21 protein-coding genes and 3 tRNA genes are annotated in these 21,955 nt (G+C 35.6%); 20 read left to right on the top strand and 4 right to left on the bottom strand.

Features of this window, described 5'->3' with window-relative positions; translation table 11 throughout:
* Positions 1-45 precede the first annotated feature (45 nt).
* The 7 genes from rlmH to HMPREF3237_RS01035 all read left to right on the top strand — a co-directional run bounded on the left by rlmH (position 46) and on the right by HMPREF3237_RS01035 (position 3,223).
* Entirely contained in the window at positions 46-525 is a 480-nt protein-coding gene (rlmH, locus tag HMPREF3237_RS01065) for a 23S rRNA (pseudouridine(1915)-N(3))-methyltransferase RlmH (protein ID WP_006146050.1), read from the top strand.
* A gap of 41 nt (positions 526-566) precedes the next feature.
* Positions 567-640 (top strand) — tRNA-Arg (locus tag HMPREF3237_RS01060).
* Positions 641-805: 165 nt separating this feature from the next.
* Positions 806-931 carry a competence-stimulating peptide ComC gene (gene comC, locus HMPREF3237_RS01055; protein ID WP_070888552.1) on the top strand — a complete coding sequence of 42 codons (126 nt, stop codon included), beginning with the start codon at positions 806-808 and terminating at the stop codon, positions 929-931.
* Positions 932-952: 21 nt separating this feature from the next.
* Positions 953-2,272 carry a competence system sensor histidine kinase ComD gene (gene comD, locus HMPREF3237_RS01050; RefSeq protein ID WP_070888551.1) on the top strand — a complete coding sequence of 440 codons (1,320 nt, stop codon included), beginning with the start codon at positions 953-955 and terminating at the stop codon, positions 2,270-2,272.
* Positions 2,269-3,021: a competence system response regulator transcription factor ComE gene (gene comE, locus HMPREF3237_RS01045; RefSeq protein WP_006146054.1), complete on the top strand. Its 753-nt coding sequence runs from the start codon at positions 2,269-2,271 to the stop codon at positions 3,019-3,021. Before comD ends, comE begins: the two co-directional genes overlap by 4 nt.
* A 51-nt stretch (positions 3,022-3,072) precedes the next feature.
* Positions 3,073-3,144 (top strand) — tRNA-Glu (locus tag HMPREF3237_RS01040).
* A 5-nt stretch (positions 3,145-3,149) separates the two neighbouring features.
* A tRNA-Asn gene (locus HMPREF3237_RS01035) sits at positions 3,150-3,223 on the top strand.
* Between the two features lie 43 nt (positions 3,224-3,266).
* Here HMPREF3237_RS01035 and HMPREF3237_RS01030 read toward each other — a convergent pair.
* Positions 3,267-3,803 (bottom strand): TetR/AcrR family transcriptional regulator, encoded by a 537-nt coding sequence (locus HMPREF3237_RS01030; protein WP_070888550.1) that lies wholly within the window; start codon positions 3,801-3,803, stop codon positions 3,267-3,269.
* 128 nt (positions 3,804-3,931) lie between these two features.
* Between HMPREF3237_RS01030 and HMPREF3237_RS01025 the strand changes: the two genes are divergently transcribed.
* Positions 3,932-6,586 carry a YhgE/Pip domain-containing protein gene (locus tag HMPREF3237_RS01025; protein WP_070888549.1) on the top strand — a complete coding sequence of 885 codons (2,655 nt, stop codon included), beginning with the start codon at positions 3,932-3,934 and terminating at the stop codon, positions 6,584-6,586.
* Between the two features lie 132 nt (positions 6,587-6,718).
* Here HMPREF3237_RS01025 and HMPREF3237_RS01020 read toward each other — a convergent pair whose 3' ends face one another.
* Positions 6,719-8,341 carry an ATP-binding cassette domain-containing protein gene (locus HMPREF3237_RS01020; protein WP_070888548.1) on the bottom strand — a complete coding sequence of 541 codons (1,623 nt, stop codon included), beginning with the start codon at positions 8,339-8,341 and terminating at the stop codon, positions 6,719-6,721.
* 206 nt (positions 8,342-8,547) lie between these two features.
* On the opposite strand from HMPREF3237_RS01020, the gene trpS reads away from it, so the two are divergent.
* A complete protein-coding gene (trpS, locus tag HMPREF3237_RS01015) occupies positions 8,548-9,573 on the top strand; it encodes a tryptophan--tRNA ligase (RefSeq protein ID WP_070888547.1) in 1,026 nt (341 codons plus the stop codon).
* A 162-nt stretch (positions 9,574-9,735) separates the two neighbouring features.
* A complete protein-coding gene (gene guaB / locus HMPREF3237_RS01010; RefSeq protein WP_006154819.1) occupies positions 9,736-11,214 on the top strand; it encodes an IMP dehydrogenase in 1,479 nt (492 codons plus the stop codon).
* A gap of 54 nt (positions 11,215-11,268) precedes the next feature.
* Here the strand turns inward: guaB and recF are convergent, their stop codons facing one another.
* Complete coding sequence (gene recF / locus HMPREF3237_RS01005) at positions 11,269-12,360, bottom strand: DNA replication/repair protein RecF (RefSeq protein ID WP_070888546.1); 1,092 nt, start codon at positions 12,358-12,360, stop codon at positions 11,269-11,271.
* A gap of 2 nt (positions 12,361-12,362) precedes the next feature.
* A complete protein-coding gene (gene yaaA, locus HMPREF3237_RS01000) occupies positions 12,363-12,731 on the bottom strand; it encodes a S4 domain-containing protein YaaA (protein ID WP_070888545.1) in 369 nt (122 codons plus the stop codon).
* Between the two features lie 159 nt (positions 12,732-12,890).
* Here yaaA and yfmF point away from each other — a divergent pair, with 159 nt between their 5' ends.
* The 10 genes from yfmF (at position 12,891) to pcsB (ending at position 21,934) form a co-directional block, all read left to right on the top strand.
* Positions 12,891-14,141 carry an EF-P 5-aminopentanol modification-associated protein YfmF gene (gene yfmF / locus HMPREF3237_RS00995; RefSeq protein ID WP_070888544.1) on the top strand — a complete coding sequence of 417 codons (1,251 nt, stop codon included), beginning with the start codon at positions 12,891-12,893 and terminating at the stop codon, positions 14,139-14,141.
* Positions 14,138-15,418 carry an EF-P 5-aminopentanol modification-associated protein YfmH gene (gene yfmH / locus HMPREF3237_RS00990; protein WP_070888543.1) on the top strand — a complete coding sequence of 427 codons (1,281 nt, stop codon included), beginning with the start codon at positions 14,138-14,140 and terminating at the stop codon, positions 15,416-15,418. Before yfmF ends, yfmH begins: the two co-directional genes overlap by 4 nt.
* 47 nt (positions 15,419-15,465) lie before the next feature.
* Positions 15,466-16,293 (top strand): cytoskeleton protein RodZ, encoded by an 828-nt coding sequence (gene rodZ, locus HMPREF3237_RS00985; protein ID WP_083327645.1) that lies wholly within the window; start codon positions 15,466-15,468, stop codon positions 16,291-16,293.
* Between the two features lie 11 nt (positions 16,294-16,304).
* Complete coding sequence (pgsA, locus tag HMPREF3237_RS00980) at positions 16,305-16,844, top strand: CDP-diacylglycerol--glycerol-3-phosphate 3-phosphatidyltransferase (RefSeq protein WP_070888541.1); 540 nt, start codon at positions 16,305-16,307, stop codon at positions 16,842-16,844.
* A 2-nt stretch (positions 16,845-16,846) separates the two neighbouring features.
* The gene (locus tag HMPREF3237_RS00975; RefSeq protein ID WP_070888540.1) at positions 16,847-17,674 is read left to right on the top strand and encodes an energy-coupling factor ABC transporter ATP-binding protein; all 828 of its coding nucleotides are present in this window, start codon (positions 16,847-16,849) and stop codon (positions 17,672-17,674) included.
* Positions 17,659-18,498 carry an energy-coupling factor transporter ATPase gene (locus HMPREF3237_RS00970; protein WP_070888539.1) on the top strand — a complete coding sequence of 280 codons (840 nt, stop codon included), beginning with the start codon at positions 17,659-17,661 and terminating at the stop codon, positions 18,496-18,498. The genes HMPREF3237_RS00975 and HMPREF3237_RS00970 overlap by 16 nt, the downstream gene beginning before the upstream one ends.
* Entirely contained in the window at positions 18,491-19,285 is a 795-nt protein-coding gene (locus tag HMPREF3237_RS00965) for an energy-coupling factor transporter transmembrane component T family protein (protein WP_070888538.1), read from the top strand. The genes HMPREF3237_RS00970 and HMPREF3237_RS00965 overlap by 8 nt, the downstream gene beginning before the upstream one ends.
* 31 nt (positions 19,286-19,316) lie before the next feature.
* On the top strand, positions 19,317-20,138 hold the full coding sequence (gene mreC / locus HMPREF3237_RS00960; RefSeq protein WP_070888537.1) for a rod shape-determining protein MreC: 822 nt from the start codon (positions 19,317-19,319) through the stop codon (positions 20,136-20,138).
* Positions 20,135-20,629 carry a rod shape-determining protein MreD gene (gene mreD, locus HMPREF3237_RS00955; RefSeq protein ID WP_006146071.1) on the top strand — a complete coding sequence of 165 codons (495 nt, stop codon included), beginning with the start codon at positions 20,135-20,137 and terminating at the stop codon, positions 20,627-20,629. Before mreC ends, mreD begins: the two co-directional genes overlap by 4 nt.
* A gap of 93 nt (positions 20,630-20,722) precedes the next feature.
* Positions 20,723-21,934 (top strand): peptidoglycan hydrolase PcsB, encoded by a 1,212-nt coding sequence (gene pcsB, locus HMPREF3237_RS00950; protein WP_070888536.1) that lies wholly within the window; start codon positions 20,723-20,725, stop codon positions 21,932-21,934.
* The last annotated feature ends 21 nt before the right edge of the window (positions 21,935-21,955 follow it).

Here is a 21,955-nt window from a genome sequence, read left to right as displayed (position 1 = left end):
TGTGAATAGGATGTGAATAGAATACGATTATGATAAAATAGAAGCATGAAAATTAAAATTGTAACAGTTGGAAAATTAAAAGAAAAGTACCTAAAAGATGGAATCGCTGAATATTCTAAAAGAATTTCTCGTTTTGCTACTATAGAAATAATTGAATTAGCTGATGAAAAGACACCTGATCGTGCTAGTGATTCTGAAAATGCAAAAATCTTGGATGTAGAAGGAAATCGAATCCTTTCAAAAATTGGAGATAGGGAATTTGTTGTTGTCCTAGCCATTGAAGGGAAAACTTTGTCTTCTGAAGAATTCAGTAAACAGTTGGAACAAGCATCTATTAATGGTTTTTCAACCTTAACTTTTGTGATAGGTGGAAGTTTAGGATTATCCAATGAAGTGAAAAAACGAGCCAATTTATCTGTAAGTTTTGGTCGTTTAACTCTCCCACATCAATTAATGCGTCTCGTACTGACAGAACAGATATACCGAGCTTTTACCATTCAACAAGGTTCCCCTTATCATAAATAGGATTGACTATTCTCGATTATTTTGATAAGATAAATTAGTTGGGTCTCATAGCTCAGCTGGATAGAGCATTCGCCTTCTAAGCGAACGGTCGCAGGTTCGAATCCTGCTGGGATCATATACTAGATTTATCGCTGGGTTTTCCCAGCGTTTTTTGTAAAAAATTGCATTTCAGGTACAAAAAAGTACAGTTGAGAATGAATGATTCTAAAGTAGTCTCCATTTTGTATAATAGGTTTGTAAGTTAATTTACAGAAAAAACAAAATCAAAGGAGACTTTCACATGAAAGAAACAGTTAAATTGGAACAGTTCAAAGAACTTACAGAAAAAGAATTGCAAGAAATTCAAGGTGGGGATAGAAGAATTACTTCTTTTTTTGCAAATCTTTTTCAAAAAAGGAAAAAATAGATAACATTCTAGGGAAACGTGATGGATTTATTGAAAATACTCATAGTTATTCTTCATATTCTTATTCTAACAAATAGCTATGAACTAATTTGTAAGGTAACAAAAAAAGAAAGATATTTGTTTATTTTTTGGGTTTTTATATTACAGATTATAGTTGAAACTTTATTACATTTTATTTCTTTAGATGGATTTGGAATGGAAAAAATTTCATTTACCTGTATTATCTTTGCTTATCTAATTGGATTAAAAAAATATGATAAGTGCAAGGCTATTTTTATCAGTCTTATATTATCTTTATTATATCATAGCACTCATACTTTTTTATCAGTAACTTTATCTTCCATAATAGGAGATTCTTTCGTAACAAAATATGAAGATATCTTTTTTGTAGTAGTTTTATTACTAACTTATTTTATTATTAAAAAAATTATTACTTATTTTAACCTTGAAGTTAAATATTTCGATAAAGATTACCTCTATCCATTTTTTAAAAAAGTTATACTTGCCTTCTTTGCTTTGCAGATTTTATTGTTCATTTCAGATATGGTTAGTATTCATTCGCATTTTAATAGTTTTGGTAGTATTTTAGCATCAATAGTATTTATTTGTTTATTGCTAACTTTCTTTGCGATGAATTCTTATAAGGTTCAGATTGAAAGAGAGATTGCTCTAAAACAGAAGAAATTTGAACAGGAACATTTACAGACTTACACTGATGAAATCGTTGGCTTGTATAATGAAATTCGTGGTTTTCGTCATGACTATGCAGGAATGCTTGTTAGCATGCAAATGGCGATTGACAGTGGAAATTTACAAGAAATTGACAGAGTTTACAACGAAGTTTTAGTGAAAGTAAATAAAAAACTGCGTTCAGAAAAGTATACTTACTTTGATTTAAATAACATAGAAGATTCAGCTTTACGAAGTTTGATAGCTCAGTCTATTGTATATGCACGAAATAATGACGTAGAGTTTACACTAGAGGTAAAGGATACCATTACAAGATTGTCAATTGATTTACTTGATCTTGTTCGTATAATGAGTGTTTTGCTGAACAACGCTGTTGAGGGGGCTGCTGAAAGTTATTTGAAACAAATGGAAGTTGCAGTGATTAGGATGGACTTGGAGACAGTTATCGTGATTCAAAATTCATGTAAAATCACTATGTCGCCTTCAGAAGATTTGTTTGAACTAGGTTTTTCTACTAAAGGTAGAAATAGAGGAATAGGTCTTAATAATGTTAAAGAAATTTTAGATAAGTATGAAAATATTATTTTAGAAACCGAGATAGAAGAAAGTACATTTAGACAGATTATTAGATTTAAGAGAGAATTTGAATGAAAGTATTAATTTTAGAAGATGTTATTCAACATCAAGTTAGGCTAGAAAAAACATTGGATGAAATTTCCAAAGAATTAAATATTCCTATTTCTTACAAAACAACAGGTAAAGAACGAGAATTTAAAGAATACATCGAAAATGATGAAGTAAATCAACTTTATTTTCTAGATATCGATATTCATGGAATTGAGAAAAAAGGATTTGAAGTTGCACAATTTATTCGCCATCACAATCCTTATGCAATTATCGTTTTTATAACTAGTCGTTCAGAATTTGCTACTTTAACTTACAAGTATCAAGTATCAGCCTTGGATTTTATTGATAAAGATATCAATGATGATTTATTTAAGAAACGTATTAAAAAAAGTATCTTATACACCAAGAACATGTTGCTTGAAAATAAAGACGTTGTAGATTATTTTGACTATAACTATAAAGGAAATGATTTAAAAATTCCTTACCATGACATTTTGTATATAGAAACGACAGGAGTATCTCACAAGTTACGGATTATTGGTAAGAATTTTGCCAAAGAATTTTATGGAACTATGACAGATATCCAAGAAAAAGATAAAGATACTCAAAGATTTTATTCTGTTCATAAATCGTTTCTTGTCAACATAGGAAATGTTAGGGAAATTGATCGAAAAAATTTAGAAGTTGTTTTCTATGAGGATCATCGTTGCCCAATTACCCGCCTGAAGGTTCGTAAATTAAAAGATGTTCTGGAGAAAAAATCCAAAAAGTGATTGACAATCAGTAAGAAATTGATATAATGGTTATATCTGCTATAGATAGATGGTCCGTTGGTCAAGGGGTTAAGACACCGCCTTTTCACGGCGGTAACACGGGTTCGAATCCCGTACGGACTATATTATCCGCCATAGCTCAGTTGGTAGTAGCGCATGACTGTTAATCATGATGTCGTAGGTTCGAGTCCTACTGGCGGAGTCAGATTAAAAAGAACACTATTGGTGTTCTTTTTTTCTAATTTTTAATCTCCTAGCATTTTCATAAGAAAGTCTGTCATTTCTTGCGGACTTTCTTTTTTTCCATGAGCAATCCAAGTTTGGCATACACCAAATAGCGCATTTGTTAGATAAATACTACTGTACTCCAATTCAATTTCGTTTAAATTTAACTGCGTAAAGCGTTTTTGGAGGTCTGTACTAAGCATGATGTGAAGTTTATTCCTTAGGAAATTCTGTATTTCTTTTGTACCATTTTCAGATAAGAGAGCAGCTAGCAATGGTTCAGACTCTAGGTACTCAAATACTTCTAAAATAGCATCTCTTTTATGATGAGCATGTTTTTGGAAAATATACTCAAAGGTATGAAAAAGCTTGCTTTGATAATGCTCAATCATATCATACTTATCTTTGTAATGAGTATAAAAACTAGAGCGACTAATTCCAGCTTTCTCAGCTAGTTTAACAGTAGAAATTTGATCAAATGGTTGATCCATCAATAATTGAACCATAGCATTCTCAATAGTACGTTTTGTTTTTAAGCGTTTGTTACTCTCTGTCATAGTTCCTCCTCTTGAACAAAAATAGACGTAGTGTCTAAAATATAATTTTTTAACTTGTAATTTAGATTTTTTAATGTATAATCTATTATATCAAAATTTTAGACAATATGTATAAAAAAGGAGACAATATGTTTAAAGAATGGAAAGCAATATTTAAAAAACCAACCTTTATCATTGTAATGATAGGAATTTCTCTCATTCCAGCTTTATACAATATCATATTTTTATCATCTATGTGGGACCCATATGGCCAATTATCAGAGTTGCCTGTAGCGGTGGTAAATAATGATAAGGAAGCGACTTACAATGGAAATACAATGGATATTGGAAAAGACATGGTGTCTAATTTAAAAGAAAATAAATCCTTGGATTTTCATTTTGTAAATGAGGAAGAAGGTAAAAAAGGACTTGAAGATGGTGATTACTATATGGTAGTCACTTTGCCAAGTGACTTGTCTGAAAAAGCCGCTTCTATTTTAACAAATCACCCAGAACAGATGAATATTGATTATCAAACTTCTAGTGGACATAGCTTCATTGCAAGTAAAATGAGTGATTCTGCTATGACGCAATTAAAACAGAATGTTTCTGCCAGTGTAACTGAGACTTATACAAAAGCTTTATTTCAAAAGATGGGAGATTTAAAATCTGGTCTAACGAAAGCTGCAGATGGAAGTGAACAATTGGCTAACGGAGCAGGTCAGTTAGCTGAAGGAAGTCAAACATTGTCTTCAAATCTTGATACTTTAGCTAGTTCAAGTTTAACTTTCTCGGATGGAAGTGAACAATTTACAAAAGGCTTGACAACCTATGTGTCAGGAGTAAAGCAACTAAATAGTGGCTTAGGAACATTTAATGATGGTTTACAGAGCTATACAAGTGCAGTTTCACAGGTTGATACTGGACTTAATCAGCTATCTTCTAAGACACCTGAATTGGTATCAGGTGTCAATCAATTAAATACAGGGATGAAGGCATACGCTGGTGGAGTTTCAAAACTCAATACAGGTCTCAATCAATTTTCAGTTGGTGTCAATGCTTACACAAGTGGGGTTGACAAACTATCAATTGGAACAAACCAACTATCTAGTCAATCAGATACATTGAGAGATGGCATTACTCAATTAAATAAAGGAATTAAAGAAATTTCTACTCAATTGAATACTTCATCTCAACAAAAAGAGGAGATCACTCAATTAGCAACTAGTTTAGATGAATTGAATAAAGCACTTCAAGCTGTAACTATTTCAGATAATACTGAACTTAAAAGTACAATATCTAATAATTTAGCGAATATATCTACTCTTGCTCAAACTATTGTGACTAATAGTCAAACAGAGCAAGAGAAAACTCTTAACAATCTTCAAGCAACAGCAACTTATCAATCTCTTACTGATACTCAGAAAAAAGAATTGACTGCAGCTGTTTCAAATAATTCTAATTCTACGATAGAGTCAGCAAAAGCAATTTTGATAACAGTAGGAGACTTAAAAGAAAACTTGGGAAATGTAAATCAACCAGTCTCTAATCTTTCTACTTTACAGACTAAAGCAAACCAAGTTTTACCTCTAGCTTCCACTTCCTTGACAACTATGTCAACTGGAGTTACACAGTTGCAAAATGCTGTGGATAATCAATTGCTTCCTGGAAGTCAATCAATTGAAACTGGAGTTAATGAGTATACTAAGGGATTGGATACTATCTCTTTAGGTGTAAACCAACTAAGTGAAAAGAATACAATTTTAACAACAAGTTTAGATCAATTGGTTTCTGGATCAACCAAGTTGACGGAAAACTCTTCAACCTTGACAACCGGTTTGGATACACTAGCTGGGAAAACTCCAGAATTAGTATCAGGTATTGAAAAACTATCATTTGGTTCTAACCAATTAAATAGCAAGAGTCCGGAATTAATTGCAGGACTTGATAAAATACAGCTAGGCTCTAGTCAGTTGACAGATAAATCAAGTCAATTGCTTTCAGCTAGCTCTCAGTTAGAAAGTGGAGCAATGAAAATTGCAGATGGTGCTGGTAAATTAGCAGAAGGTGGAGCAACGTTAACTGCTGGTATTGGAAGTTTACAGGTAGGTGTTTCTGACTTAGGACAGGGATTAAGTAGTGCTAGTGATCAACTAAAATCAGCATCGACAGATTCTAAAAATGCAGAAGTATTTTCTGAGCCTTTGAGTCTTTCAAAAACAGATAATGATCAAGCTCCTGTAAATGGAATTGCCATGGCTCCTTATATGATATCAGTCGCCCTCTTTGTTGCTGCGTTATCAACAAATATGATTTTTGCTAAGTTACCTTCAGGTCGTCATCCTGAAAGTCGTTGGGCTTGGGTTAAATCTCGTTTCGAAATAAATGGAGTTATAGCTGTTTTAGCAGCTGTCTTAGTCTATGGAGGAGTTCATCTTATCGGTCTAACGGCAAATCATGAAATGAGAACCTTGTTCTTAATCATCATCGCAAGTTTGACCTTTATGTCTATAGTAACCGCGTTAACAACATGGAATAGTCGCTTAGGTGCTTTCTTCTCTCTTATTTTACTATTATTACAATTAGCATCAAGTGCAGGAACTTATCCACTTGCTTTGACTAATGATTTCTTTAAAGCTGTCAATCCTTGGTTACCAATGAGTTATTCAGTTTCAGGATTGAGACAAACCATTTCTATGACAGGAAATATTCACCATCAGGTGGTTTTCCTTCTCATAACTTTAGTCCTATTCATAGGATTAGGTATGCTAGCTTATCAACCTAAAAAAATGGAGGAAGATTAAAAAAGTTTCACGTGAAACAATGAATGTTTTAAAAGAAAACAACTTGACAGAACTTACATCGAATGATTTACAAGTAACTAATAATTATAAAAACTCAGTTGAATTAATCCAACTGAGTTTTTATAATCTATTTTAATCCTTCCAAAGTTCTTTGACTTTTGCTTGAACTTCAGCATTTTCTAAGAATTCATCATAGGTTTCATCAATACGATCGATGACGCCGTTTTTAGATAAGACAATAATGTGGTTAGCCAAAGTTTGAATAAACTCATGGTCGTGACTGGCAAAGATGATGGACTCTTTAAAGTTTTTCAATCCATCGTTCAAGCTTGAGATAGATTCCAAGTCTAAGTGATTTGTAGGATCGTCAAGTACAAGTACATTTGATTTCAAAAGCATGAGTTTTGAGAGCATCACGCGCACCTTTTCTCCTCCTGACAAGACGTTTACAGGTTTGTTAACTTCGTCTCCAGAGAAGAGCATACGACCTAGGAAACCACGCAAGAAAGTGTTGTCATCTTCTTCTTTACTTGCGAATTGACGGAGCCAGTCAAGAATAGATTCACTGCCAGCAAAATCAGCTGAATTGTCTTTTGGTAAGTAAGAGCGACTAGTTGTAACTCCCCACTTGACAGTCCCTTCATACTCGATATCCCCCATGATTGCACGAATCAATGCAGTCGTTTGAATGTCGTTTTGTCCGATAAGAGCTGTCTTATCACCTGGGCGTAGGATAAAACTGATATTATCTAAGATAATTTCACCGTCAATCTTGACAGACAAGTTTTCTACTGTCAAGAGATCATTACCAATTTCTCGTTCAGCTTTAAAATTGATAAATGGGTATTTACGACTAGATGGTACGATTTCTTCCAACTCAATTTTGTCAAGCATTTTTTTACGTGAAGTTGCCTGTCTAGATTTAGAAGCATTTGCAGAGAATCGAGCAACGAATTCTTGAAGTTGCTTAATTTTTTCTTCAGCTTTTGCATTGCGGTCTGCTAGCAATTTGGCAGCAAGTTCAGAGGATTCTTTCCAGAAGTCATAGTTACCAACGTATAGTTTAATCTTTCCAAAGTCAAGGTCTGCCATATGAGTACATACTTTATTTAAAAAGTGACGGTCATGGGAAACAACAATGACGGTGTTATCAAAGTCAATTAAGAAGTTTTCTAGCCAAGTGATAGACTGAATGTCGAGACCATTGGTTGGTTCATCCAAAAGAAGGACATCTGGTTTACCAAAAAGAGCTTTAGCAAGGAGAACCTTCACTTTATCACCATTTGCAAGTTCACTCATATTTTGGTAATGGAGATCTTCAGGAATATTTAAATTTTGTAGAAGCTGAGAAGCTTCACTTTCAGCTTCCCAACCACCAAGTTCGGCAAATTCACTTTCTAGTTCAGCTGCTCGTACACCATCTTCATCTGAAAAATCTGCCTTCATATAAATAGCATCTTTTTCTTTCATGATGCTGTATAGTTTTTCGTTACCCATAATAACAACGTCAATCGCACGTTCATCCTCATAGTCAAAATGGTTTTGTCGAAGAACGGATAGACGTTCATTTGGACCAAGAGAAATATGACCTGTGGTAGGTTCAATGTCTCCAGCCAAAATTTTTAAAAATGTTGATTTTCCGGCACCATTAGCCCCAATCAAGCCATAAGTATTTCCTTCTGTAAATTTGATGTTGACATCATCAAATAGTTTACGATCACTGAAACGTAGTGAAACATCTGATACTGTAAGCAATGTTTTTCTCCTATATGTGTATTATATTTATTCTACTAGAAAATACGGAAATATTCAAATTTTTGTCTGTCAATTTTCTGTAAAGAAGATTGACAATGCCTTTACAGTTGAAAGAGGCAACGTCTCTATTGTTTGAATAAAAAAATTATCTGTCTTTTTATTAAAAAAATGCTATAATTGAAAGGACCATATCAAAGGAGAATAAGATGAGTAAACCCATTATTTTAACAGGAGATCGTCCAACGGGGAAATTACATATTGGGCACTACGTTGGCAGTTTGAAAAATCGTGTATTACTACAAGAAGAAAATAAATATGACATGTTTATTTTTTTAGCTGACCAGCAAGCTCTAACAGATCATGCAAAAGATCCACAAACTATTGTAGAATCTATTGGAAATGTTGCCTTGGACTATCTTGCAGTGGGCTTAGATCCTAATAAATCAACAATTTTTATTCAAAGTCAGATTCCAGAATTGGCAGAGCTGTCTATGTACTATATGAACCTAGTTTCATTAGCTCGTTTGGAACGAAATCCAACCGTAAAGACTGAAATTGCTCAAAAAGGCTTTGGAGAAAGTATTCCAACTGGATTTTTAGTTTATCCAATCTCGCAAGCAGCAGATATTACAGCATTTAAGGCGAACTTAGTTCCAGTAGGGAATGATCAAAAGCCGATGATTGAACAAACACGTGAAATTGTGCGTTCCTTCAACCATGCCTATAACTGTGATGTTTTAGTAGAACCAGAAGGAATTTATCCTGAGCATGAAGGAGCAGGACGTTTACCAGGACTTGATGGCAATGCGAAAATGTCGAAATCACTCAATAATGGTATTTACCTAGCTGATGATGCGGATACTTTGCGTAAAAAAGTAATGAGTATGTATACAGATCCAGACCATATTCGTGTTGAGGATCCAGGTAAGATTGAAGGAAATATGGTTTTCCATTACTTGGATGTATTCGGTCGACCAGAGGATGCTCAAGAAATTGCTGAAATGAAGGAACATTATCAACGTGGAGGTCTTGGTGATGTTAAGACCAAACGCTACCTACTTGAAATCCTAGAACGTGAACTTGGTCCAATCCGTGAACGTCGCCTAGAATATGCTAAAGATATGGGTGAGGTTTATAATATGCTTCAAAAAGGTAGTGAAAAAGCTCGAGAAGTTGCTGGTCAAACCTTATCGGAAGTTAAATCAGCAATGGGGTTAAATTACTTTCATTAATGGATAAAATATGAACTATAAAACTATTTCTTCTTTAAAATAAGAGGGATAGTTTTTTATTTATTCTCTTATAAATTTAATTGACAAATTTTCATAGAATGGTATGATAGATACAATACAAAAAGCGTTTAGCTCAATAAAGAAAGAAAAGAGGAAACTTCAATGTCTAATTGGGACACTAAATTTTTGAAAAAAGGTTTTACCTTTGATGATGTATTGCTAATTCCAGCAGAGAGTCATGTGTTGCCTAATGATGCGGATTTAACAACAAAATTGGCAGATAATTTGACTTTAAATATCCCAATTATTACAGCTGCAATGGACACTGTAACAGAAAGCCAAATGGCCATTGCAATCGCGCGTGCAGGTGGACTTGGAGTTATCCATAAAAATATGTCTATCGAACAACAGGCAGATGAAGTTCGAAAGGTAAAACGTTCTGAAAATGGTGTTATCATTGATCCATTCTTCTTGACTCCGGAACATACCATCGCTGAAGCAGATGAACTCATGGGCCGTTACCGTATCAGTGGTGTCCCAGTGGTTGAAACTCTTGAAAACCGTAAGTTAATTGGTATTTTGACCAACCGAGATCTGCGTTTCATTTCTGACTACAATCAACCAATTTCAAAACACATGACTAGTGAAAACCTAGTTACTGCTCCGGTTGGTACAGACTTAAAAACTGCAGAGAGTATTCTTCAAGAACACCGTATTGAGAAATTACCTCTAGTTGATGAGGAAGGACGTCTATCTGGTTTAATCACCATTAAAGATATTGAAAAAGTAATCGAATTTCCAAATGCTGCAAAAGATGAATTCGGTCGTCTTCTAGTCGCTGGTGCGGTAGGTGTTACTTCTGATACATTTGAACGTGCTGAAGCCCTCTTTGAAGCAGGGGCGGATGCCATTGTCATCGATACTGCCCATGGTCACTCAGCAGGGGTTCTTCGTAAAATTGCTGAAATCCGTGCGCATTTCCCAGACCGTACACTGATTGCTGGGAATATCGCTACTGCTGAAGGTGCGCGTGCCCTTTATGATGCAGGTGTTGACGTTGTTAAAGTCGGTATTGGACCAGGTTCAATCTGTACAACTCGTGTAATCGCAGGTGTTGGAGTTCCTCAAGTTACAGCTATTTACGATGCTGCAGCAGTGGCGCGTGAATATGGTAAAACAATCATTGCTGATGGCGGAATCAAGTATTCTGGAGATATTGTTAAAGCTCTTGCTGCTGGTGGAAATGCAGTAATGCTTGGATCAATGTTTGCAGGAACAGATGAAGCTCCAGGAGAAACTGAAATCTTCCAAGGACGTAAGTTCAAGACATACCGTGGTATGGGTTCAATCGCCGCAATGAAGAAAGGTTCAAGCGACCGTTACTTCCAAGGTTCTGTTAATGAAGCAAACAAACTCGTTCCAGAAGGAATTGAAGGACGTGTTGCTTATAAAGGAGCTGCTGCTGATATCGTCTTCCAAATGATTGGTGGTATCCGTTCTGGTATGGGTTATTGTGGTGCAGCTAATCTTAAAGAATTGCATGACAATGCTCAATTTATCGAAATGTCTGGTGCGGGTCTAAAAGAAAGCCATCCACACGATGTGCAAATCACTAATGAAGCTCCAAACTACTCAATGTAAACAAAAAATCTCCTGTTTGACAGGAGATTTTTTGTTTTGATAAAACTGTAAACTTTAATTTACAACTATTTGACCGCTGTTTACTGTAAATACACTGAGGGTATCAGGCAAGTTTTGAAGATGGTCTAAACTAGTAGTTGTAATAAAGGTTTGGATATTCTGAGAAATAGTTTCTAACAATTTAAGTTGACGAGTATTGTCAAGTTCACTCATAACATCGTCAAGTAAAAGAATTGGAGATTCCTTGGTGATGCTTTCCATCAATTCGATTTCAGCAAGTTTTATAGAAAGTACCAAGCTACGATGTTGCCCTTGACTTCCAAAACTTGCTTCCATTCCATTAATCATGAAAATCATATCATCTCGATGAGGACCAACTCCCGTATTCTTTTTAAATAAATCTCTGGATCTACTTTTTTGAAGAGCTGCATAGAAAGATTCAGCCAAATGATTCTTGTCAACAAAGTTTACAGAAGGTTGATAATGGATTGACAGTTCCTCTAACTGATCTGAGATGTCAAAATGTTTTTTCTTGCCAAAGAGTTCCATTTTCTGAATAAAATCAGCTCGATGAATCATTACACGACATCCGTACTCTACCAGTTGGTCATCAAGGACAGATAAAAAAGTGTCATCAATATTTTGTGTAGATTTTAGATAGCTATTTCTCTGTTTAAGGATGTGGTTATAACTTGACAGGTCTGACAAGTAAATTGGTTTGATTTGACCTAACTCCATGTCAATGAATTTACGACGAATGGCCGGAGCGCCTTTGACAAGTTGTAAATCTTCTGGGGCAAATAAGACAACATTCATATGACCAATATAGTCTGATAGACGAGCTTGCTTTAAGTGATTTACTTTAGTAATTCGCCCTTTTTGTGTTAGGTCAATTTCGAGTGGAATGCTCGCTGTTTTCTTTTGCAAGATTCCAGAAACTTGCAGTTGTTCTTCTTCAAATTGAATTAAATTTTTATCTGTCTTTGTACGGTGGCTTCTTGTTAGAGCTAAAAAATAGATGCTCTCAAGAAGATTGGTTTTTCCTTGGGCATTTCGGCCGACAAAAACATTTAGTTTTGGATTGAATTCAATTTCTGTATCACGGTAGTTACGAAATTGTTTAATAGATAGGTTTTTCAGCCACATATTTACCTACCTGGGAAACGTGGTGCACTTTTTGCTTTTGTTGACGGGTTCTTTTCCGCTGGCTTTTTTTGTACCTTCTTGCTCATTTCCTTTACAAGCTTAGCGACACGCTCTTTCTCAATTTTGTCTTGTTGAAACTTCTCTAGTTCCTCTAGATTGGGTTGAACTAAAACAATGTGTGTTTTTAAATCAGGAATGTCAATAGTATCACCAGTCCTAATTTTTTTACCCCGTCGATTTTCTAATTCTCCATTAAAATATACAAGATGGTCGGCTAAAAAGGATTTAATAGCACCACCGCTGTGTATGATTCCAAGATCTTTCAGAAGAGCTTGGAGCGTAATAAATTCTTCAAATAATTTGTATTCCATAGTTCACCTCAATCTTTGGTATTATACCATATTTTAGTTAAAATAGTGGAGGGAAAACCCGAGATATGAAAACGATTTTAATTTTAAAAGAGTCAAAGAGAACAAGAAAAATTTTTGTTTTCATGGTATAATAGAACTCTATTTAAAAGGAGGTAAAAGATGGAGTTATACCCTGGAATTGCAGTGCATTTTATCCAATCTAAAAAGTTTAAGACAAATAAAATAACCATGCGTTTCACAGCTCCATTATCTCTGGATTTGATTTCTGGTCGCATGTTAAGTGCCAGTGTGCTTGAAACCGCAAATAAGACTTATCCAACAGCTCAAATTCTTAGGAAACATTTGGCAGCTTTGTATGGGGCAGATTTATCATCTCATGCCTATCGGAGAGGACAAAGTCATCTGGTAGATGTGAGTTTTACTTATGTTCGAGATGAATTTTTAAGTAAGAAAAACGTGTTAACTGCCCAAATTTTAGAATTATTGCATCAAGTTTTATTTAATCCTTTGTTGGATGAGGATGGATTTGAGAAAAATACTTTTGAAATTGAAAAGAAACAATTGTTAGCTAGACTGGAATCAGAATTAGAAGACCCGTTTTTCTCTGCACATAAGGAATTGGATCAGTTGTTTTTCCAAGAAGAATCAATGCAGTTAGTTCCTAGAGATTTGATCTCTAGGATTTCAGAAGAGACTTCTGAGACGAGTTATTCAAGTTTTGAAAAAATGCTAAGCGAAGATAGAATAGATTTATTCTTCTTAGGAGACTTTAATGAAGTCGAAATTCTAGAAAATTTGAAAAAATTTCCCTTGACAGGTCGTAAAGCAACTGTAAATATCCAATATCGACAAGAGTATTCAAATGTTCTTAGAGAGGGAATCATCAGAAAAAAACTTGGTCAGTCTATTCTAGAAATGGGTTACCATAGCACAATTGGTTATGGGGATGATCAAAAAATGGCTTTACTTCTTGTAAATGGTTTACTAGGGGCTTTTCCACATTCTAAATTATTTACTCAAGTTCGGGAAAAGGAAGGGTTGGCCTATACTGTATCCAGTCACTTAGATCTTTTTAGTGGATTTTTGCGATTATTTGCTGGCATCAATCGTCAGGAGCGAAATAAAGTAAGAAAACTGATGAACGATCAATTGTTAGCTATAAAAAATGGTAGATTTACTGATGTAGAAATCAATCAGACTAAGGAAATGATTCTTAGGACGATGTTGTTGAGTCAGGATAATCAAGATTCGATTATAGATAGAGAATACTTAAGCCTCTTTTTTGGTAAATCAGTTTTAGACCAAGAAACTTTGATAGAGCAGCTAGAGCAAGTTGACAGGGATGAAATCTGTAGGGTGGCATCTAGTTTGAAATTGCAGGCAATTTATTTTATGGAAGGAGCAGAATGACTAGAGTAACTTTTCAAGAGAAATATTATCCTGCTGTAAAGGAAACTCTTTATCAAGCAACATTAAAAAACGGCTTGACAGTTTCTTTACTTCCAAAAAATGACTTTAACGAGGTATATGGTGTGGCAACTGTTCAAGTTGGTTCAGTTGACACAGAGTTTACAGCTAAAGATGGAAAAAAGAAATCATATCCTAATGGAATTGCTCATTTTTTAGAACATAAACTTTTTGAAAGAGAAAACTCTGAAGATATTATGGCTGCTTTTACTGAACTAGGAGCAGAAAGCAATGCCTTTACAAGCTTTACAAATACTAGCTATCTATTTTCAACATCTGATCGTGTTATAGAGTGTTTGGATTTGCTTGAAGAACTCGTTACAGGTTTTCATATCACTGAAGAATCAGTTGAACGTGAAAAGGATATTATCCAGCAAGAGCGCGAAATGTACCAAGATGATCCAGATTCCTGCTTATTTTTTAAAACTCTTGCAAATCTTTATCCGGAAACCCCTTTAGCTTCGGATATTGTTGGTACTGAAAAATCTATAGAAGCTATTCGTTTAGAAGATTTACGAGATAATTTTGATGAGTTTTACGCTCCTATCAATAGCCATATTTTTCTTGTCGGGAATTTTGAGTTAGAATTGATACAGGATTATTTTTCTAATAGAAATACTGGGAATCCGATAGATGAAACTCCCCGAGAAAAAATAGCTTTACATCCTGTGAAGAAAGTGGAGAGTATTCGTATGGATGTAGCTTCTCCTAAGTTAGCTATTGGAGTTCGAACAAATACTGAGATGGGGGATATGGATTGTTATCGATATGGAGTCTTATTGAAGGCGCTATTTACGATGATGTTTGGATGGACGTCAAAACGATTTCAGAATTTGTATGAAACTGGGAAACTAGATTCTTCGTTATCCTTGGAAGTTGAAATCAATCGTCGTTTTAATTTCTTAATGTTGACAATGGATACAAAAGAACCTGTGGGCATTTCGCACCAATTTCGAAAGGCGATTCAAAATTTTGTAACAGATCCAGATGTGTCAGAAGAGCATCTTGATTTAGTAAAGAGTGAAATTTATGGAGAATTTATCCATAATATGAATTCTCTAGAATTTATTGCAACTCAGTATCAGTCACATACTGACGAATCAACCTTGTTTGATTTGCCCAAAATTATACAGGAAATAACCTTGGAAGATGTTCTAGAGGTAGGGCATCATTTTATCGATAATAGTGAAATAGTTGAGTATACAATTTTTCCACTATGATTATCAATTAGGGGAATAATATAAACTAGAAAGAAGGAATGGTAAGTATGAGAAAAAAGACAATCGGTGAAGTTTTACGTTTAGCAAGAATTAACCAAGGTTTAAGTTTGGAGGAGTTGCAGCGTAAGACAGATATTCAACTTGATTTGCTAGAGGCCCTAGAATCAGATGATTTTGATAAATTACCTAGTCCTTTTTATGCTCGTTCTTTTTTGAGAAAGTATGCTTGGGCAGTTGAATTAGATGAAAATATAGTTTTAGACGCTTATGATTCGGGCAGTATGATTACCTATGAAGAGGTTGATGTTGATGAGATAGAGCTATCAGGTCGTAGACGTTCTAATCGTAAGAAACGTTCTTTTCTTCCACTTTTTTACTTCATTCTATTCTCTTTATCAATTTTACTTTTCGTAACCTACTATGTTTGGAATTATATTCAAACACAACCAACAGAGACAACTGCAGCCAACTATAATGTTGTTACGACAACTACAAATGCAACAAGTAGTGAATCAACAACTACTAACCAAACCACTAGCACATCAAGTTCGAGCGAGGCATCTACTGTGACTGTTTCAGGTCAAGGAGATGTTATTTCAGCAGAATATAAAACTGCAAAAGATACTGCCGAACTTCAATTCTCTGTATCGGATGCGACAAGTTGGATTAGTGTTTCAGATACTAATTTAGCTGGAGGAACGACTCTGGAGCCAAATAATAAAACAGCTAAAACAACGGTTTCTAAAGGCTCTCCGGTAACGATCACATTAGGAGTTGTTAAAGGCGTGAAAATCAAAATCGATAATCAAGAAATTGATACGTCGAAATTAACCGGTCAAACTGGATGGATTAGACTAATAGTGAGTTCAAAATAAGGAAGGATAATATGAAAAAAGAAAATATTCCTAATATACTTACGCTTGGTAGAATTTTATTTATTCCAATTTTTATTCTCCTTCTATCATTTGAACCATCTCCTGTGTTACATAAAATAGCAGCAATTATTTTTGCCATTGCAAGTATCACTGACTATCTAGACGGCTATTTAGCTAGAAAATGGAAAGTCGTTAGCAATTTTGGGAAATTTGCTGATCCAATGGCTGATAAGTTATTGGTTATGTCAGCGTTTATTATGTTAGTTGGTCTCGATATGGCTCCTGCTTGGGTGGTGGCTATTATCATTTGTCGTGAACTTGCAGTTACTGGTTTGCGCTTGCTTTTAGTTGAAACCGGAGGTACTGTTTTAGCTGCAGCAATGCCAGGAAAAATCAAGACATTTAGCCAGATGTTTGCGATTATCTTCTTATTATTCCATTGGAATTTACTTGGTCAGATAACTCTTTATATTGCCTTGTTCTTTACAATTTATTCTGGCTATGACTATTTCAAGGGAAGTGCGTATTTGTTTAAAGGAACCTTTCGCTAGATATGGAATCGATTATTGAAATTAAGAATCTGTCATTTCGATACCAGGCAGATCAAGAACACTATGATGTTTATAATATTACGTTTCACGTGAAACGTGGAGAATGGTTGTCTATCGTTGGTCATAATGGCAGTGGAAAATCAACGACAGTTCGTTTGATTGACGGCTTGCTCGAGGCTGAGTCTGGAGAAATTTGGATAGATGGTGATTGCCTAACTCCGGGAAATGTCTGGGAAAAAAGGCGTAAGATTGGTATGGTCTTTCAAAACCCTGATAACCAATTCGTAGGAGCGACAGTCGAAGATGATGTTGCCTTTGGCCTAGAAAACCAAGGAATCCCACTTGAAGAGATGAAGAAACGAGTTTCTGAGGCTCTATCATTGGTTGGGATGGCTGAATTTGCTAAAAAGGAACCATCTCGTTTATCAGGCGGTCAGAAACAGAGGGTAGCGATTGCAGGAGTTGTTGCTTTGCGACCAGATATTTTAATCTTGGATGAGGCTACAAGTATGTTGGATCCAGAGGGACGCTTAGAGTTGATTAAGATAGTCCAGAAAATTCGTCAAGACCACCATATGACAGTTATCTCCATTACACATGATTTAGATGAGGTTGCTATGAGTGACCGTATTTTGGTGATGAAAAAAGGAGAGGTCGAGTCAACAAGCACTCCTAGAGAATTATTCTCTAGATCAGATTTAGATCAAATTGGCTTAGATCAACCCTTTGTCAACCAATTAAAGCAATCACTGCGTGCTAGTGGTTTAAAATTGCCAGAGCACTACCTGACCGAGGAGGAACTTGAGGAGGCTTTATGGGAATTATTCTAGACAATGTTAGTTATACGTATCAGGAAGGAACACCGTTTGCTTCAGCTGCTTTGTCAGATGTCAGTTTGACTATAGAGGATGGTTCCTATACTGCGATTATTGGGCATACAGGAAGTGGAAAATCCACAATTTTGCAGCTTTTGAATGGGTTACTCGTTCCTACAGAGGGAAGTGTTCGCGTTTTTGATACATTGATTACACCCACATCAGTTAATAAGGAAATTCGTCAAATTCGTAAACAAGTTGGGTTGGTATTTCAGTTTGCAGAGAATCAAATTTTTGAGGAAACAGTTTTGAAAGATGTGGCTTTTGGACCTCAAAATTTTGGAGTTTCTGTAGAAGAGGCAGAGGCTATTGCGCGTGAAAAACTGGCTTTAGTAGGAATTGATGAATCCCTCTTTGAACGAAGTCCGTTTGAACTTTCAGGTGGTCAGATGAGAAGGGTTGCTATTGCTGGAATTTTAGCAATGGAACCTAAGATCTTAGTTTTAGACGAGCCAACAGCTGGTTTGGATCCAATTGGTCGAAAAGAGTTGATGAACTTGTTTAAAAAGCTTCATCAAGACGGCATAACGATTGTTTTAGTAACCCATCTGATGGATGACGTTGCCGAATTTGCTGATCAAGTATATGTGATGGAAAAAGGAAAGCTAGTGAAAGGTGGGAAACCAAGTCTTGTCTTTCAACAGGTTGAATTTATGGGAAAAATCCAATTAGGTGTTCCAAAAATTACAAGATTTGCTCAAAGACTAGCTAACAGAGGAGTTTCTTTTAAACAATTGCCGATAACGATAGAGGAGTTTAAGGAGTTCATCAATGGATAATATGATTTTAGGTCGTTACATACCAGGAAATTCGATTGTTCATCGTCTGGATCCTCGTAGTAAGTTAGTGGCGATGATTTTATTAATTATGATTGTTTTTTGGGCTAATAATCCAATAACAAATATAATTCTTTTCGTGGCAACTGGCATATTTGTAGCTTTATCAGAAGTTCCCTTATCTTTTTTCATAAAAGGTTTGCGGTCTATGTTTTTTCTGATTGCTTTTACAACCCTTTTTCAACTGTTCTTTATATCTGGGGGCGATGTCTTGCTTGAGATTGGGTTTATAAAAATTACAAGTCTTGGGATTGAGCAGGCAGGAATTATTTTTTGCCGCTTTGTGTTGATCGTCTTTTTCTCAACCTTGCTTACGTTAACAACCATGCCACTCAGCTTAGCAACAGCAGTTGAATCCTTGCTTGGGCCTTTAAAAAAGCTGAAGGTTCCTGTGCATGAAGTTGGGCTCATGTTGTCCATGAGTTTACGTTTTGTACCAACCTTAATGGATGATACGATTCGCATTATGAATGCTCAAAAGGCGCGTGGTGTAGATTTTGGGGAAGGTAATGTAATCCAAAAGGTTAAGGCTATGATTCCCATTTTGATTCCTTTATTTGCTACAAGTTTGAAACGAGCGGATTCTCTTGCTACAGCTATGGAAGCTAGAGGATATCAAGGAGGGAATGGACGTAGTCAGTATCGACAGTTGAAATGGATGAATAAAGATAGTGCAACTCTATTACTTATTTGTGTTTTGGGTGTTATTCTATTTTTATTGAAATCCTAAAGTGTAGTATAGAATGAGATAGGGTAGAGGTATGAACCGTTTTAAAAAATCAAAATATATCATTGTTCTATTTGTCGTTGCATTGATAGTTTCAGCTTTTTTAGTGACGACACGGTCCAGTGCAGTTGTGACAAAGGCTGGAGATGGGATTTCTCTGATTGACAGAATTGTGCAGAAACCATTTCAATGGTTGGAATCTATAAAGTCTGATTTAGGAAGTTTGACAAGAGCTTATAACGAGAATGAAACTCTCAAAAAAGAATTCTATCAAATGGAAAAGGAAAAGAATGAAGCGGACCGGTTAAAAGATGAAAATGAACAACTGCGCCAACTGTTAGATATGAAGTCAAAATTAACTGTGACCAAGCTAATTGCTGCGGATGTCATCATGAGATCTCCGGCAACATGGAGACAAGAATTAACCGTTAATGTTGGCTCACAACAAGAAGCAACAACGAACATGCTGGTTGTTGCTGGTGGAGGGTTGGTTGGAAGTGTGGAAAGAGTAGAAAACAACTCAACTGTGATCAATCTATTAACAAATGCTGAAAATACAGAAAAGATTTCTGTTAAAATCCAGCATGGTTCTACTAGCATTTATGGGATTATTGTCGGTTACGATAAGGAAAAAGAGCTGCTGAAGGTCAGTCAGTTAAATAGCAATGGAGATGTAAGCCAAGGCGATAAAGTGGTAACCGGAGGCTTGGGAAACTTTAACGCTACGGACATCCCTGTCGGAGAAGTCGTATCCGTAACGCATAGTAATGACTATCTGGCAAGAGAAGTTATGGTTAAACTGCATACTAATCCAATAAATCTTAAGGTCGTAGAGTTAGTGGGGAATCCGTCATGAGACTTTTTAAGCAGATAGGAATGTTTTTGCTATTGCCCATGATTCTCTTGATAGATAGCCATTTGGGGCAGTTTGTAAATAGCTTTTTCCCACATTTTCAACTTGTTAGCCACTTTATCTTTATCTTCCTATTGTTTGAGACGATAGAAGTATCAGAGTATCTATTTTTAGCTTATTGCCTGGCAATAGGACTTTTATATGATATCTACTTCTTTCATTTGATAGGGATTGCCAGTCTTTTATTCGTGATTATTGGAGCAGTTGTGTATAAAAGGAATTCTGTCATTTTGTTAAATAGATGGACTCGACTACTAGCTGTTTTAATGATGACTTTCATATTTGAGTTTGGTAGTTTCCTGCTAGCTCATCTTGTAGGGCTATCTGCTGAGAATCTATCAGTATTCATAGTTTATGGTCTAGTTCCTACAATGATATTGAATTGTATATGGATGTTAATTTTCCAATATATTTTTGAAAAAATATATCTATAAGAAAGAAACAAAAATGTAATAAAGGCGTAATATTTATTAAGCCTTTTTTTGATATACTAGTATTGTCTTTTTAAAGAAGGAGTATTTACATTTATGAAGAAAAAAATCCTAACATCACTTATGTTAAGTACAGTATTAGTTTCACAAGTAGCTGTGCTTTCCAGTGTTAAAGCTGAAACAACAGATGAAAAAATTGCTGCTCAGGATAGCAAAATTAGTGAGTTGACAACGCAACAGAAGGAAGCTCAAAAACAAGTAGATGAGGTTCAAACTAAGGTTACAGCTATTCAAACTGAACAAGAAAAGTTACAAACTGAGAATGAAAAACTTCAAGAAGAATCTAAAAAGCTTGAAGGTGAAATCACAGAACTTTCAAAAAATATCGTAGCTCGTAATGAATCACTTGAAAACCAAGCTCGCAGTGCCCAAACTAGCGGAACTGCTACAAGCTACATTAACACGATTATCAATTCTAACTCAATCACAGAAGCTATTTCTCGTGTAGCAGCTATGAGTGAAATCGTATCAGCCAATAACAAGATGTTGGAGCAACAAAAAGAAGATAAGAAAGCTATTTCTGAAAAACAAGTTGCAAACAACGAAGCAATCAATACAGTTATTGCAAATCAACAAACGCTTGCTGACGATGCTCAAGCTTTGACAACAAAACAAGCAGAATTGAAAGTAGCTGAGTTAAATCTTGCAGCTGAAAAAGCTACAGCAGAGAACGATAAAGCTAGCTTGTTAGAGAAGAAAGCCGCAGCGGAGGCAGAAGCCAAAGCCGCAGCAGAAGCAGAGGCAGCTTATAAAGCTAAACAAGCAAGTCAACAACAGTCGCTTGCAGCTTCAGCTAACACAACTTTTGCTGCACAAGTACAAGCAACTTCAAGCTCTTCTTCATCATCAGATGATGATTCAAGCTACACACCCGCAGCAACGACTGTAAGTCAACGACCAACTTATAGTTCAAATGCTTCTAGTTACCCTGCAGGTCAATGTACATGGGGTGCTAAGACCTTGGCTCCATGGGCTGGTGATTACTGGGGTAATGGTGGTCAGTGGGCTACTAGTGCAGCAGCAGCAGGTTTCCGTACAGGTTCTACACCACAAGTTGGTGCGATTGCTTGTTGGGATGATGGTGGCTATGGACACGTAGCGGTTGTTACTGCCGTTGAGTCAACAACACGTATCCAAGTTTCAGAATGTAACTATGATGGTAGTGGTACTCAACCAATCGGAAATTACCGTGGATGGTTTAATCCTACAGCATCACGTGGTACAGTAAGATACATTTATCCAAACTAATATACTGATTATTATTCAATT

Origin of the sequence: Streptococcus sp. HMSC34B10, from assembly GCF_001839505.1 — a bacterium.
Taxonomy (GTDB): Bacteria; Bacillota; Bacilli; order Lactobacillales; family Streptococcaceae; genus Streptococcus; species Streptococcus peroris.
Note: the sequence above shows the minus strand (reverse complement) of the source record. Positions and strands in the feature narration are given on the sequence as shown.